The sequence below is a fragment of the Halorubrum sp. Boch-26 genome, from assembly GCF_029889805.1.
Taxonomy (GTDB): Archaea; Halobacteriota; Halobacteria; order Halobacteriales; family Haloferacaceae; genus Halorubrum.
This window is the reverse complement of record NZ_JARANT010000030.1, coordinates 15,107-28,624: the sequence shown is the minus strand read 5'-3', so window position 1 is coordinate 28,624 and position 13,518 is coordinate 15,107. Positions and strand designations below refer to the sequence as shown.

At 59.7% G+C, this 13,518-nt stretch carries 14 protein-coding genes; 3 read left to right on the top strand and 11 right to left on the bottom strand.

What is annotated here, in order from left to right:
• Window positions 1-341: 341 nt before the first annotated feature.
• Window positions 342-827: a hypothetical protein gene (locus OQF71_RS06405; RefSeq protein WP_280586575.1), complete on the bottom strand. Its 486-nt coding sequence runs from the start codon at window positions 825-827 to the stop codon at window positions 342-344.
• Window positions 828-1,012: 185 nt separating this feature from the next.
• Between OQF71_RS06405 and OQF71_RS06400 the strand changes: the two genes are divergently transcribed.
• Window positions 1,013-1,168 carry a DUF433 domain-containing protein gene (locus tag OQF71_RS06400; protein WP_280586574.1) on the top strand — a complete coding sequence of 52 codons (156 nt, stop codon included), beginning with the start codon at window positions 1,013-1,015 and terminating at the stop codon, window positions 1,166-1,168.
• Window positions 1,169-1,212: 44 nt separating this feature from the next.
• Window positions 1,213-2,607, top strand: a complete 1,395-nt coding sequence (locus tag OQF71_RS06395) for a hypothetical protein (RefSeq protein ID WP_280586572.1) — start codon at window positions 1,213-1,215, stop codon at window positions 2,605-2,607.
• A gap of 248 nt (window positions 2,608-2,855) precedes the next feature.
• Here the strand turns inward: OQF71_RS06395 and OQF71_RS06390 are convergent, their stop codons facing one another.
• The 4 genes from OQF71_RS06390 to OQF71_RS06375 all read right to left on the bottom strand — a co-directional run bounded on the left by OQF71_RS06390 (window position 2,856) and on the right by OQF71_RS06375 (window position 5,695).
• Entirely contained in the window at window positions 2,856-3,029 is a 174-nt protein-coding gene (locus OQF71_RS06390; RefSeq protein ID WP_280586571.1) for a hypothetical protein, read from the bottom strand.
• Between the two features lie 69 nt (window positions 3,030-3,098).
• On the bottom strand, window positions 3,099-3,947 hold the full coding sequence (locus tag OQF71_RS06385) for a DUF6610 family protein (protein WP_309243339.1): 849 nt from the start codon (window positions 3,945-3,947) through the stop codon (window positions 3,099-3,101).
• A 198-nt stretch (window positions 3,948-4,145) separates the two neighbouring features.
• Window positions 4,146-5,195, bottom strand: a complete 1,050-nt coding sequence (locus tag OQF71_RS06380) for a tyrosine-type recombinase/integrase (protein ID WP_280586569.1) — start codon at window positions 5,193-5,195, stop codon at window positions 4,146-4,148.
• Between the two features lie 2 nt (window positions 5,196-5,197).
• Window positions 5,198-5,695: a hypothetical protein gene (locus OQF71_RS06375; protein WP_280586568.1), complete on the bottom strand. Its 498-nt coding sequence runs from the start codon at window positions 5,693-5,695 to the stop codon at window positions 5,198-5,200.
• A 419-nt stretch (window positions 5,696-6,114) separates the two neighbouring features.
• On the opposite strand from OQF71_RS06375, the gene OQF71_RS06370 reads away from it, so the two are divergent.
• On the top strand, window positions 6,115-6,474 hold the full coding sequence (locus OQF71_RS06370; protein ID WP_280586567.1) for a hypothetical protein: 360 nt from the start codon (window positions 6,115-6,117) through the stop codon (window positions 6,472-6,474).
• Between the two features lie 51 nt (window positions 6,475-6,525).
• Here OQF71_RS06370 and OQF71_RS06365 read toward each other — a convergent pair whose 3' ends face one another.
• The 6 genes from OQF71_RS06365 to OQF71_RS06340 form a co-directional block, all read right to left on the bottom strand.
• Complete coding sequence (locus OQF71_RS06365; RefSeq protein ID WP_280586566.1) at window positions 6,526-7,059, bottom strand: hypothetical protein; 534 nt, start codon at window positions 7,057-7,059, stop codon at window positions 6,526-6,528.
• 76 nt (window positions 7,060-7,135) lie between these two features.
• Complete coding sequence (locus OQF71_RS06360) at window positions 7,136-8,473, bottom strand: ABC transporter ATP-binding protein (protein ID WP_280586564.1); 1,338 nt, start codon at window positions 8,471-8,473, stop codon at window positions 7,136-7,138.
• On the bottom strand, window positions 8,470-9,564 hold the full coding sequence (locus OQF71_RS06355; RefSeq protein WP_280586563.1) for an ABC transporter ATP-binding protein: 1,095 nt from the start codon (window positions 9,562-9,564) through the stop codon (window positions 8,470-8,472). The genes OQF71_RS06360 and OQF71_RS06355 overlap by 4 nt, the downstream gene beginning before the upstream one ends.
• Complete coding sequence (locus tag OQF71_RS06350) at window positions 9,564-10,649, bottom strand: ABC transporter permease (RefSeq protein ID WP_280586561.1); 1,086 nt, start codon at window positions 10,647-10,649, stop codon at window positions 9,564-9,566. The genes OQF71_RS06355 and OQF71_RS06350 overlap by 1 nt, the downstream gene beginning before the upstream one ends.
• Before the next feature lie 3 nt (window positions 10,650-10,652).
• Entirely contained in the window at window positions 10,653-11,603 is a 951-nt protein-coding gene (locus OQF71_RS06345; RefSeq protein ID WP_280586560.1) for an ABC transporter permease, read from the bottom strand.
• Between the two features lie 34 nt (window positions 11,604-11,637).
• On the bottom strand, window positions 11,638-13,329 hold the full coding sequence (locus OQF71_RS06340) for an ABC transporter substrate-binding protein (RefSeq protein ID WP_280586558.1): 1,692 nt from the start codon (window positions 13,327-13,329) through the stop codon (window positions 11,638-11,640).
• Window positions 13,330-13,518 lie beyond the last annotated feature (189 nt).

The following is a 13,518-nucleotide window of genomic DNA, read 5'->3' as shown; positions in this document are numbered from 1 at the left end:
TTGACGACAAAATTAAGGAGGTGCTCTTCTTCTATCTCGCTGTCTGCTTCGGTAGCTTCCACACCCTTCCCAAGCAGACACTTTCACTCAAACCCGATGTGATCGACTGAGGCTTGACTCAGGGCTTCACCACTCACACACCTACCTGTAGAAAGAGGTCGAATAGGGCTTCAAAAACTGAACGACTAATGCCTGTATGCCGATTACTGCACGAGCGAGGGAGTGCGACGGGCTGCCGACCAGTAGTTGAGCATATAGCTACCAACGCCACCAGTCAACACGTCCACTACTGCCGCCGCCAACAACAAAGAAGAAGAGGAGAGAGGTGGTAAGAGAGCGGGTTACGACATTTTCTCCCTCAAAAATCCCAGTACAGTAACATCGTCAACCCACTCAATTTCAATAGTATCAGCAACCTCAAAACTGTCAACTCTATTTTCCCACAGCTTTCTCAGACCACGACCATTTCTACTGTAGATTTCACCTTTAGAATACTTGTCTCCACAATATTCTGTCGAGACATACGGTATACTGTCGTCCAAGCCTTTATCAACTAAATCAGACTCGTGCAGAATTTCACTTAGTCGTTCTTCTGGTTCAGTCAGCGGGCTATAGATTCCTGCACTTCTTTCTGCCGCATTATCTCTGTCAGATACGGTTACAGTACCATCCTCAAGCCATACTTCTACTACGTGGTCAGTGAAAGGGTCAAGCTGTTCCAGTAGTCTGTGACGTAACTCGAATAATTGGCTTTTCTTGATTTTGACTTTGGAAACGTGTTCAGGTTTGTTATGTTGTGTCACCGGTATTATATACTTGTCAAACAACTTTTATATAACCACAGCACGGCTTACAACCGTTCTTTTCGCTGGAAAACCTGTTACCCGAACTCCTTTCCAGAAACCTCTACATACAACCCGTCAAACCCTGTTCACAACCCTATAATATAGTAGAAAAAAGCAGGTATATCTTCCTAATCTAATATAAACACGATTCACCCATCACTAACGTAGTGGATACAATCAAATCCATACACGTAGACCGAATCAAGGAGATGCTGGTCAAGAACAACCTCTCAATCACGGAAATCAGAGAGCGGTTTCCACACCTTGACAGTGAAGATGTAAAGGAAGCCCTTGAGGGAACCAGTAGGAAAGCCAGTCTCTGAACAGGGAAAACCCTGTTAAAATCCTCTCTACCACTATTTTCTCAATGGTTGATGGCGAACAACTCCAGCGATTAGTCCGAGAAGCAGGACTCGAAGACGACCCTGAAGCACAGCAACTCCTGAAAGCAGCAGCAGAAACAGAAAACCAGCACCTCAGAAACCAGATCAGGAAGAAACTGGAACAGAAAGCCGCCAAGAAAACACAGCAACCCTTCAACGAAAACCCGCCACAAAACAGCGCTCTCAACAGTATCTACCTCGGACAAACACACAACCAAGACAAGGTCTACACCCTGAAAGAAGACGAACTCACCCAGCACATCCTCACCACCGGACAAACCGGGTCAGGAAAAACCACACTATTCTACAACGTCATGACCCAACTCAGTTCTCCGTTCTGGGCGTTCGACCGTAAACAAGACTATAGACACCTCACCAACCAGATGGACGACCTGCTCGTACTGCCGTGGAAGAAACTCAAACTAAACCCGTTGAAGCCACCGCCAGGAGTCAACCCAGACCGATGGGTCAACATCTTCTCACTGCTGTTCAGCCAATCATTCGGACTTCTAACAGGGTCAGAAGGATTCCTCACAGTCGCAACCGTCAAAATATACTTGAAATACAACCTGTACCAAGAACAGCCAGACAGCTACCCTACAATCTACGACCTTGCCAACATCATCCGGTCAGACGAAATCCCGGTTGGAAAAGCATCAGTCGGCTACAAAGACCGTACCTACTGGCGGCTCAACCCGATACTCATGACTGTCGGAGAAATGTTCAACTACAGCGAAGGCTACACCATTGAAGACCTGATGCAGAGAAACGTAGTCTTCGAGATCGGAGGACTCAACCGGAAATTCCAACGCTTCATACAGCAAATCCTCTTCGCCTACGTCTACGAATACCTGCTCGCCCAAGGAATGCGGGATCAAGGACTGCAACTTGCCGTGTTCGCTGATGAAGCCAAGCAATTGTTCTCAGTCTACCTCGAAAAACAGACTGCGTCCGGTATGCCGGAAATGGATGACATGATGGGGAAAGCCCGGCAGATGGGGTTAGCCGTTGTAGCTGCTGACCAGGAACCAACCAAGTTAACTGACTCGTTGAAGGCGAATACGAAGACCAAGATCCTGCTACCCGTAGCCGATCAGAAACAGTTCCAAGCGATTGCCGAGTCGATGAACCTTGACCGGCGGCAAAGTGACTACGCTCAGAGACTGGATACAGGAGAGGCTGTTATCCAAGCCGGGAACAGCGAACCAGTCCCGGTCGACCTGTTGAATTACCAGGTGAAGCAAGACGTCACTGATGAAAAGTTGCGGGAGCATCAACAGGAGAAATGGCAGGAATTGGAATACGTAGAACGGGACATCAAAGGCAACTACTACTCAAACAGTTCCGGTAAAAACAGCACCACGCTCGACGACTTCTAACTCTGTTCCACTGGAAACCACGGGGTTGCGTACCCAAATTCCGGTGTCTTCTATCGACCAAGACTGACTGTAACCTGTTCAGCCGGATCAGGACAATTCACTTCCAGAAACTCGAAATCCTGGGAAACCCTATCCCAACCCAATTGAGTCTTAATGTACTCAACAGCCTCCATCGACTGGAAGAACTCCATCTCAGGATCAACAAAATACTTCATAATCTCTTACAGGACACTTGCCCAAGCTCGTTTTTAATGGTTCCTGGCAAAATCCTGGATCTCTTCCTGTGCTATCTCACGCATCCTATCCTCCGGGAGCTGTTCATCCTGTAAAATCCTTCTAAGCACATCAGTCGGGCTTTCATCTTCTCCAAGTCTTTTCTCAATTTCCTCGAAAACCCAGTCGCTAACATGTATAGACGGCACTCCTCAAATCACCTGATCTAATCATAATAGAATCTAATAAAATCTTATACTTATGTAACTAACCCGTGTTCAAACCTTCTCCAACCCTTCTCGATATTCGATAAATTTCTTCTGAGACTCGTTCTTGAACACCAACGTACCCTTCTCCACGTACTCGTCGACGTACGCAGACTCCAACTCCTCACGGCTACCGATAGGATCGCCGCCATCATCCATCCAAAGAAACTCGTCCGGTTCCTCGACTGCTTCACCGTAGATCTCGACCGGTTCGATATCCGGCCACACACTCTTGTCCTGTAGAAAGGACTTGATCTCCCTGTATGAACGCCGAGCAGTCTCCCGTGGACTCATACCGCCGTTATCCTGCCAACCGTCCGGGGTCCAGTATTCCCAGTACGCCATACGCAACGGAAGATTCGTATCGTAACCAACGATGTTAGCTGGTTCTCTTCCGTCAACAGTCGGCTGCGTCAACTTCTCAATAGCCTCAACTGAATCGTGCGGATTTCCTCCAAGAATATGCACATCCCAACCCCGGAATTTCGCCGGACCGATATCCTCGCCTTGTACCGGGCTTTTCCCATTCGGATAACCCAGAGTCGTAGAACCGGGATCGAGCACGTCGAAAGCAGCATCGCACTTCGGTGCAACGATGAAACGCCGGTACGGGTACATCTCAGAGAGCACGTCAATCGTTTCCTGGTACTTCTCCGCCTCTTCCCTACTGTAGGCATCACCGATCACTGCAACACTTGGTTCCCGCTTCTCATACTCCTCAAGAAACCGGTCCAAATCCGGGTCCTCATAATTATTGTCGAGAAAGCCCTGCGGCAGATCCACGTTAGAATGCTCCTCTGTCAGCTGGTAGCTTGAGTCCTCACGGTTTCCCACAAGAAAACCCTCGGTAAACCCCTCCAGAACTATTGGATATCTACCGGTCGTGCAGCAATACTGTAGCTGCTGCGCTTCTTCAAGCTGATACTCCTCTATCGACTAACCACCTGAAAAAGAAAAGTAGGAAACAAGCTTTTCAGAGTCACTCCGCCAACTCGATCTCCACACTTCCGGTATCCTGAAGCTCTTCAACTTCTTCCGGGGAAAGCCAGATAGGAGCGCCTACAACTTCGTCTGCCTGACTTTCCGTGGCTTGGAGTCGGTGCTTTCCGATTGCTGATTCTCACCTCCATCGGTCCTGGCGTACAGGTTAAGCGATTTGATGATATCCAGGTACTCATCCCGGACCTGATCTCGTGGAATCCGAGTGTACAAGTCCATAACTTCCCGGTCACCGTCTCCACGCAGGTAGCGCGTATAGTGATCCGGCATCCCGTTATTCCTCATCTGAGAGGTGAAGATCGTCCGATAATAGTGCGGCGTGAATTTCATATGCCACCTGTCCTCATCCTCGTCTTCCATTACCCCGGCTTTCACAGCTGCTCGACGGATCTCTCTTCTAATCCGTTCACGTTTCACCCGGCTACCGTGAATCGCTGTAAACAGGTACTCTGACTCGTCCGAGGAGAGGGCTTGCAACCTTTGGATTGCCTGGATGCTTTCATCGTCCAACGGATTCACTGTCTCGTGCCCACCCTTCCTATCCGATAGCCGGATGAAGCCCTGTTCCAGCATCAAGTCGCTCTCTTTCACGGTCAAGACTTCACGGACACGGGCACCGGTCTTCGCCATCAGGATAGCCGCCGCCTTGTCCCTTGGGTCGGGAATGTTCCGGATTATCTCCCTGCCGTTTTCCCAGGTAGCTGTCTCTGGCCGGGGGCGTTTCTTCTTCGGGATCTCCTCCAACACGACAGCCGCAGGGTTACCGGTGATATCCTCGAACCGTGGCCGCTTCATTGCCCAAGTGTAGAACGCGGACAAACTCTCGATGTACCGCCGCTTCGTGTTCTGCTTTGCATCACGGTCATTCAAGTCCAAGACGTACTCCTCGATATCACCCACAGTCACATCGGAAGGATGCACTTCAGGGAAGAACTCGTGGAAGAACCGGGCCGCAGTCCTGCTATACGAGTTCAACGTCCTCCGTGAACCCGACTTGTTCGTAGAATCCTTGCTGCGAAGCCAGTCATTGATGCACTTGTGCTTGTTCTCGAACACTCTCCGCTCCCACTCATCCGCTTCCAGCAGGATATCGTACTTCCCAGAGCTCATCTCTACGCAGCACCCCCTTCTTCTTCCACCAGTTTCCAGCCGAACCCTCGTTCGTACTGCACCTCGTCTTGAGCCGCCAGGAAGTACAGCTTGTTCTCCACCGGTCCCAGCAAGACATCATTCAAGAATCCAGACTCCACGATCTCCTGCAGAATCTCTTCCAAGGACTGGTACTGATCCGTCAAGACCTCCCGTTTCAACGTCTCCGGGTCGAAGCTGACTGCCTCCGTAGACTCAGACTCCTTCTCCTCCAACCGGCGCTGTAACTGTGCAATCTCTTCCTGCAGTTCCTGAACCCGTTTCTGGCTGCCGTCCGTCGACACCAATCCGTACTGTCGGTAGGACCGTGCCTCGTTGATCAGGTTCTGCAAGTAACGGGACAGGGAGATATCCTGGTCGTCAGCTTCCTCCTCCCATTGTTCCGCGACCTCTTCCCTGGGGTAGATCTTTACCGCGCACCGGTCTTCAGAAAGTTTCGCATACTCGTCATTGTCCGTCATGATTCATCGCCTCCGCACCGCCATACCTCAATAACCGGCTCTAAACCTTTTATTCGTTTGGTGACAACTCGACTCTCTATGAGTGCCGAGGCCGCCATTTTTAACGGTAGACGGCGTCGCTAGGCACTCTGAGTGTGTCCACAGTCGACATGGGCCCCCGATCCACGCCGCTTCCGTCGGCCGGCGTCAGCAACCGACCTCTCAACGTACCCGACGTTTCGCGAGTTCGATATAGCCGATGAGAGTTTATCAGCGTCCACACATCGTCAACGGCCCCTACGACTGCTCCCGTGCTCTCGGCGTCCCGTTCTAGGTCGGCGTCGATCGGCTCGTTCCCGCAGTAAACGCGGCAGGCGTTCGATCCCGCGGGGGTCCGTCGATTCCGAAGCCGTCATGCCGCTCGCTCGTGAACGGCGGACATGGACGAGCAATCGACCGACGAGTACACGCGGCTCGTGGAGGAGAACGGGCTCGCCCTCCTGTTCGCTAACCGAGTGCGGGCGCGGATCGTCGCGACGCTGTTTTACGCGTCCGAGCCGCTGACGGTCGAACGGATCGCCGCTGGCGCGGGCGTCGACCAGACCGTCGTCCACGAGGGGCTCGACGGGCTCGAACCGTTCGGACTCCTAACGATCGACCGCACCGAGGGTCGAGAGCCGAACCGGTACGCGCTCGACGAGTCGGACGCGCTCGTCGAGTCGCTCCGGACGGTCGCGGAGCTCGCGACCGACCGATATCATCAGGAGGAGATCGACATCCCGAGCGGCGACGACGAGTAGGTCGACGCCCCGGTCGACTGCGGTGAGCCCGCTGCGGGCCCGCGACCCCGGTCACTCGATCCGCACGGTCGTTTCGTCGTACACGCCCTTCCCTTCGGGATCGGCCACGGCGAGCCCGGCTCCGATGGTGTGTTCGCCGCGTTCGGCCGGCTCCCAGTCCGTCTCCGAGACCCGAAAGCTCTGCTCCCACCGACGGGTGAACCGCCTGCGCTCGCCGCGGTCGAGCGTGAACCGCGTCTCCGACTCCGGGAGCGATTCGGGGACGTGCGAGGCGTCGCGGTGGCCGTCGACGTGCCACGTCCACGGGACCGGCGACCGGGTCCGGACGGTCACCGGGACCGGCAGCGGGTTCCGGAGTTCGATCGCGACCGGAACCGGCTCGCCCCGCTCGTACACCGCCGCCGGCGTGTCGACGCTGACGGAGACCGCCCGGCGGTGGAGCCGTGCCGGGAGCAGCCACCGGGTCAGCGTCGCCGCCGGAAGGGTTCTGGCGGCCCGAGGGCGGTGGCGCTCGGCGGACTCGTTCGGCCGAAACGGGTCGTCGTCGGAGCGGTCGACCCCGTCCCGTCCGCGTGATCGACGCATGAGTGATGGTACCCGTCGCGACGAATAAGCGTGTCGTCGGAAAGCAGTTCGGACCGTCGCGGGAGGGCGACCGTTCTCAGTCGCCGCCGCTCGGTGCCGAGCCCGCGCTCGTGCCGTCGCTCGTTGTCGGTCCGTCGCCGGCGGCCGTCCCGTCGCTCGCTCCGTTCTCGTAGGCCGGGTCGAAGAGGTGGCACGCGACCCGCCCGGCGTCGGTCCGGCGCAGCACCGGCTCGTCCGTCGTGCAGGGCGTCTCGAACGTCTCGCTCAGGAGACGCTCCGCGTCGGCGAACGCCTCGTCCGCGACCGACCGGAGCGCCTCCTGAACCACCTGCTCCGCCTCCGGGTCCGACAGCGCCGACGGGAGATCGAGCTCCTCGCGGAGCGCCGCCGTGAGTTCGGCGCCCTCGGCGTCGAACGTCTCGACGGCGATGTCCGCCTCGCGGGCGCGGTGGCGGAGCGACATGACCGCGCGCCACTCCTCCTGTTCGAACTCGTAGTCCGACGGCGGAATGACGCGGGGGCACCGCGTGTGGAACTTGCATCCGGACGGCGGGTCGATCGGCGAGGGGACCGACCCCTCGAGCAGGATCCGGTCGCCCTCCCACAGCGGGTCCGGCTCCGGAATCGCCGACAGCAGCGCCTCGGTGTACGGGTGTTGCGGCGGCGCGAACAGCTCCTCCGGCGTGCCGATCTCGGCGATCTTTCCGAGGTACATCACGGCGATCTGATCGGCGATGTGCTCGACGACCGAGAGGTCGTGCGCGATGAACAGGTAGGCTATCCCCAGCTCGTCTTGGAGGTCCTCAAGCAGGTTGAGGATCTGCGCCTGCACGGACACGTCGAGCGCCGAGACGGGCTCGTCGCAGACGATGAAGCCCGGGTCCACGGCGAGCGCACGGGCGATCCCGATCCGCTGGAGCTGCCCGCCCGAGAATTCGTGCGGGTACCGGTTGGCGTGGCTCGCGTTGAGGCCGACCCGTTCGAGCAGCTCCTTGATTCGGGCGTCGCGGGAGACGCCGCCCTCGATCCCGTGGATGTCGAGCGCCTCGCCGATGATGTCGTTCACCGTCAGCCGCGGATTGAGGCTCGACTGCGGGTTCTGAAAGATGATCTGCATCTCCTTCCGGAGGTCGCGGAGCTCGCTGTCGGAGAGCGTCGTGATGTCCTGCCCCTTGAAGTACACCGAGCCGGCGGTGGGCTCGCGGAGCCGGAGCACCGACCGACCGATACTGCTCTTTCCGCAGCCGCTCTCGCCGACCAGCCCCAGCGTCTCGCCCTCGTTGATCTCGAAGGAGACGCCGTCGACCGCCTTCACCTCCTTCTGCCGGCCGAGGAGCCGGTCGATGAAGTCGCTCTCGGACTCGTAGTACTTCTCGAGCCCCTCGACGCGGAGGAGCGGCTCGGAGCCGCTCATCGGTCGTTCGCCCCCGTTGAGGTGCCTGATGCGGGACCGGATTCGGTCGGGGCGTCCTCCCCCTGGACGGTCACCTCGTAATCGAGTTCGCCCGTGAGTTCACCGGTGTGGGCGAGGCACGCGGCGGTCTGCGCGTCGCTGTTGATCGGGTCCGCGGGGTCGCCGGTCTCGACGTCGACGAGCCGCGGCTCCACGCGAGTGCACGACTCCTCGGCGTACGGACAGCGGGGATGGAAGTTACACCCCGGGGGCATCTCGATCAGGTCCGGCATCCGCCCGGGGATCGTCTGGAGGCGGTCCCGGTCGTCGCCGATCCGCGGTATCGAGCTCATCAGCCCGACGGTGTAGGGGTGTTGCGGATCGTAGTACACGTCCTCGACCGGCGCCATCTCCACCGGGTGGCCCGCGTACATCACCATGACGCGGTCGCAGAACTCGGCGACGACGCCCAAGTCGTGGGTGATGAGCTGGATCGCGGTGTCGAACTCGGTCGCGACGTCCTCTAGCAGTTCGAGGATCTGCGCCTCGATGGTGACGTCGAGCGCGGTGGTCGGCTCGTCGGCGATGATCAGGTCGGGGTCACACGACAGCGCGATCGCGATCACGACGCGCTGTTGCATCCCGCCGGAGAACTCGTGCGGGTAGTCGCTGTACCGCTCGGCCGCCGACGGGATCCCCACCGACTCCAGCGTCTCGATGGCCCGCTCGCGGGCCGCCGCCTCGTCGAGGCCGAGGTGGTACCGGATCGCCTCCGAGATCTGCTCGCCCACCGTGTACGACGGGTTCAGCGCGGTCCCGGCGTCCTGGAAGATCATCGCGATCTCGTTGCCGCGGAGCGAGCGCATCTCCTCTTCGTCCATCTCTAAGATGTTCTCGCCCTTGAAGCGGATCTCCCCGCTCTCGATGACTCCGGGTTCGTCGATGAGGCGCATCAGCGCGAGGCTGGTGACGCTTTTCCCGGCCCCGCTCTCGCCGACGACCCCGAACCGCTCGCCGGCCTCGATCCGGTACGAGAGGTCGTCCGTCGCCTTGACGACCCCGTCGTCGGTGTAGAACCGCACGTTGAGGTCCTGGACTTCGAGCATCGCCATCAGCGGAGCCCCCCGGTGTCGGTGTCGGTCTGATCGCCCTGCGGGTCGAACGCGTCGCGGACCCCGTCGCCGACGAGGTTGATCGCCATCACGAACGCGAAGATGGCGAGGCCGGGGAACAGCCCGGCCCACCAGCGACCGCGGGCGATCGCGTCCTGCTCGACGTTGAGCATGACGCCCCACTCCGCGCTCGCGGGAGACAGGCCGAGCCCGATGAAGCCGAGTGCCGCGGCGACGAGCACCGTGGTGCCGATGCTGAGCGTCGCCTGCACGATCACCGGCGCCATGGCGTTCGGCAGGATATGCCGGGTGATGATCGACCGGTCACGGGAGCCGAGCGCCTTCGCGGCGGTGACGTACTCGTTCTCCTTCACGCTCAGTATCTCCCCCCGGATGATGCGGGCGTACGGGAGCCAGCCGACGACGACCAACGCGAGGATCATCTCCCAGTAGCCGCGGCCGAGCACCGCGATGACGGCGATGGCGAGCACGATGAACGGGAACGCGTACAGCATGTCGACGATCCGCATGATGAGTTCGTCGACCTTGCCGCCGTAGTAGCCCGCGATCGAGCCGAGCGGGATCCCGACCAGAAGTGCCATGGCGACCGCGATGAAACCGATCGAGAGGCTCCAGCGGCCGCCGTACATCACCCGCGAGAGGATGTCGCGTCCGGCCCAGTCGGCGCCGAACAGGTAGAGGCCCGTCGGCGGCCACGTGAGGACGTTTTCGAGGGTTGGCTCCCTGTATCCGGTGATCACGTCCTGGTTCGCGGGATCGGCCGGGGCGAGAGAGAGCGGTTGGACCGTCTGGCCGGCCAGCACCGGAAAGCTGCCCGGGAGCTGGATGGGACGGGAGAACATCGCCAACAGGACCATGAGGCCGATGGTGGCCGCGCCGAACAGCGCGAGGCGGTTCCGTTTGAACCGCTCCCACGCGTACTCGAGGCGACCGCGTCCCGCCTCCGACTGGAGGTCCGGCTCCCACGAGGAGAGCGGATCCCGGGACTCGACGCGGTCGACATCGAAGCCGGAGACCCGTATTCGTCCGCGTTCCGTCGTCCGCTGTGAGGTTTCGCTTGACATTATCTAGTATCGGATTCGGGGGTCGAGGTACGCGTAGAGCACGTCCGCGACGAAGTTCGCGAGTATCACGGCGACGCCGATGAGGAGGACGATCGCTTGGGTCACCGGGAAGTCGCGGTTGCCCACCCGGTTGACGAGGAGGCGCCCGATACCCGGGTACGAGAAGACGATCTCGACGACGACGGAGCCGCTGATGATGAACGCCACCTGGATCGCCGCCACGGTGACGACCGAGATCAGCGAGTTCCGGAGGACGTGTTTCTGGACCACCGTCCGCTCCGGGAGCCCCTTGGCGCGCGCCGTCCGGACGTAGTCCTTATCCAGCTCCTCCACCATCGAGGACCGCATCAGCCGCATCAACAGGGCGGTCGAACCGGTGCCGATGGTGATCGCGGGCAACAGGGTGTACACCAGCATGTCGTAGCTGATGATTCCCCGATCGGTCGGCGGGAGGATGGGGAACAGGTCGAGCCAGCTGGCGAAGATCAACAGCAGCAGCAGGCCGAGCAGGAAGTTCGGGATCGCGATCCCGAGCAGCGCGAACACGCGGCTGGCCTGGTCGATCTTGGTGTTGCGGTAGTAGGCCGCGATCACGCCGGTGGGAATCGCCGTAATGAGGGTGACGCCGAACGCCATGATCCCCATCACGAGCGTGTACGGGAGCCGTTCCACGATCTCGCTCGCCACCGGGTCCCGAGTGATGATCGACCGGCCAAAGTCACCGGTCGCGGCGTCGGTGACCCAGTCGATGTACTGGATGTACACCGGCTGATTGAGGCCGTATTCGGCCCGTATCTCCATCTCCGTCTGGGGATCGAGCTCCGTGAACAGCGTGATGAAGTCGATCGGGTCACCGGGGATGGCGTGGACCATCCCGAAGGTGAGCATTGAGATCCCGAGCAGCAGCGGGATCGTTATTAGACCGCGTTTGAGTACGAATCGTTGGAGGCTCATCGAGGTGAAATGAGAGGGCGGGTGGTTGAGGCCGTTACTCCGACGGGTAGACGATCTCGTCGAGGTGCGGCTTGTACAGCGTGTTGTAGCGGTTGCTCGCGTTCGGATGCGGGCTCCACTGGTCGACCGACTCGATGTTCGTCGGGTTGACGATGTCGATCACGTCCCCGGTCCACATGTTCGCCATCGGGACATCTTGCGCGACGAGCTCCTGGATGTTCTGGTAGATCGGGAGCCGCTCGTCGGCGCCGAGCGTCGTCTGTCCCTCGGTGATGAGCCGGTCCAGCTCCTCGTTCTCGTAGAGGTTCCAGTTGAACCCGTCGGGGACGTGCTGGCTGGAGTGGAGCAGCTGGTTTATGTGACCGTCGGGGTCGGAGCCGCCGGTCCAGCCGATTCCGACGACGTCCGTGCTGGCCGCGGCGCCCTCGGGGTCGAGTAGGAACGGAACGAGGTCGTCGAACGAGCGGACGTCAAGCTCGGCGTTGAAGTACTCGGTCTCGTCCATCGTCTGCTGGATGATCTCCATCCACCGCTCGCGGGTCCGGTTGACGTTGGTGATGAAGGAGATGTCGAACGGCGCCTCGATACCTTCCTCCTCGAACGCCTCGCCGATGAGACGGAGTCCCTCCTCCTCGTTCTGGCCGACGTACTCGTCGAGGAGGTTCTGCTCGTGCTCCTCGTCCCAGAACGCGCCGAGACCGGGGCTGATCGGCCCCGCGAGCTCGGTCGCGTAACCGCCGAAGACGGCCTCGATGACGTCCGACTTCGGGAGCAGGCGAGTCATCCCGCGCCGGAGCTTCTCGTTCGTGAACGGGCTCTGATTGACCGGGTATGTGATGAAATCGAACCCGACCGCGTCTCCGGTGACGATCTCGCCGGTCTGGTTCTCCCACTGGTCGAGCTCGAACGGCGCCGCGTTGTCGATCATGTCGAGCTCGCCGGCGGCCATCGCCTCCTCCTGGGAGACCTGCTCCGGGATGACGCGGATCGTGACCCGGTCCCACGGCGCCGTTCCGGGGTAGTCGTCGCCGTCGTACCAGTAGTCCTCGTAGGGGACGAGGACGGCGCGGTCCTCGGCCGAGAACTCCTCTAGCTCCCACGGGCCAGTCCCGAGCGTCTGCTCGGTGAAGTCGTGTTCGTCCTGCTCCGGGTTCTCGCTGATCGCGTCGGTCTTGCTCGTGAGGATCGGGACCGCGGCGAGGTCGTTCAGGAACGGCGCGTGCGGATCGGTCGACGTGATCTCGACCTCGTAGTCGCCGAGGACCTCGACGTTCTCGATGAACGATACGTCGGCGTCGTTGGTCGTGCCGCTCGTCCGGTTGATAGAGAAGGCGACGTCGTCGGCGGTGAACTCGTCGCCGTTGTGGAACGTGACGCCCTCGCGGAGCTGGAACCGGAAGGTGGTGTCGTCGACCTGCTCGTAGTCGGACGCGAGCTCGCCGCGAACCTCGGAGAGGTCGAAGGTCAGCGCGACCAGCCGCTCGTACGCCATCGTGCCGACGACGGAGTTGGAGGTCGCGTCGGTGATGATCGTCGGGTCGAACGTGCCGGGGTTCGCGCCGGCCGACGCGACGAACTCGTTCGTGCCGTCGCCGCCGTCGGACCCGTCGCCGCCGTCGCCGCCGACGCAGCCCGCCAGACCGACGACGCTCGCGCCGCCCATCGCGGCGAGAACCCGTCGGCGAGTCGCTGCCGATCGCGTCTGTTCGTTGTCCGAATGAGACATATCCACATGTAATCGTGGGTTGGTAAAAACCATTCCATTCTGCATCGCAAACCACCGTCTGTACAGTAATCGGCCGATTCGATTACGATATGCGAAATTGACACGAACAATTATCATGTGTATTGGTACCGAACGACAGTAGACAGCACACCGTCGGTGGGCGGCGCCCGAGGCCGGTGTCGAAACGAC

Coding starts and splice junctions, on each gene's coding strand:
- OQF71_RS06395 (WP_280586572.1), top strand. CDS start 1,213: ATGGTTGATGGCGAACAACTCCAGCGATTAGTCCGAGAAGCAGGACTC.
- OQF71_RS06380 (WP_280586569.1), bottom strand. CDS start 5,195: ATGAGCTCTGGGAAGTACGATATCCTGCTGGAAGCGGATGAGTGGGAG.
- OQF71_RS06375 (WP_280586568.1), bottom strand. CDS start 5,695: ATGACGGACAATGACGAGTATGCGAAACTTTCTGAAGACCGGTGCGCG.
- OQF71_RS06370 (WP_280586567.1), top strand. CDS start 6,115: ATGGACGAGCAATCGACCGACGAGTACACGCGGCTCGTGGAGGAGAAC.
- OQF71_RS06365 (WP_280586566.1), bottom strand. CDS start 7,059: ATGCGTCGATCACGCGGACGGGACGGGGTCGACCGCTCCGACGACGAC.
- OQF71_RS06360 (WP_280586564.1), bottom strand. CDS start 8,473: ATGAGCGGCTCCGAGCCGCTCCTCCGCGTCGAGGGGCTCGAGAAGTAC.
- OQF71_RS06355 (WP_280586563.1), bottom strand. CDS start 9,564: ATGGCGATGCTCGAAGTCCAGGACCTCAACGTGCGGTTCTACACCGAC.
- OQF71_RS06350 (WP_280586561.1), bottom strand. CDS start 10,649: ATGTCAAGCGAAACCTCACAGCGGACGACGGAACGCGGACGAATACGG.
- OQF71_RS06345 (WP_280586560.1), bottom strand. CDS start 11,603: ATGAGCCTCCAACGATTCGTACTCAAACGCGGTCTAATAACGATCCCG.
- OQF71_RS06340 (WP_280586558.1), bottom strand. CDS start 13,329: ATGTCTCATTCGGACAACGAACAGACGCGATCGGCAGCGACTCGCCGA.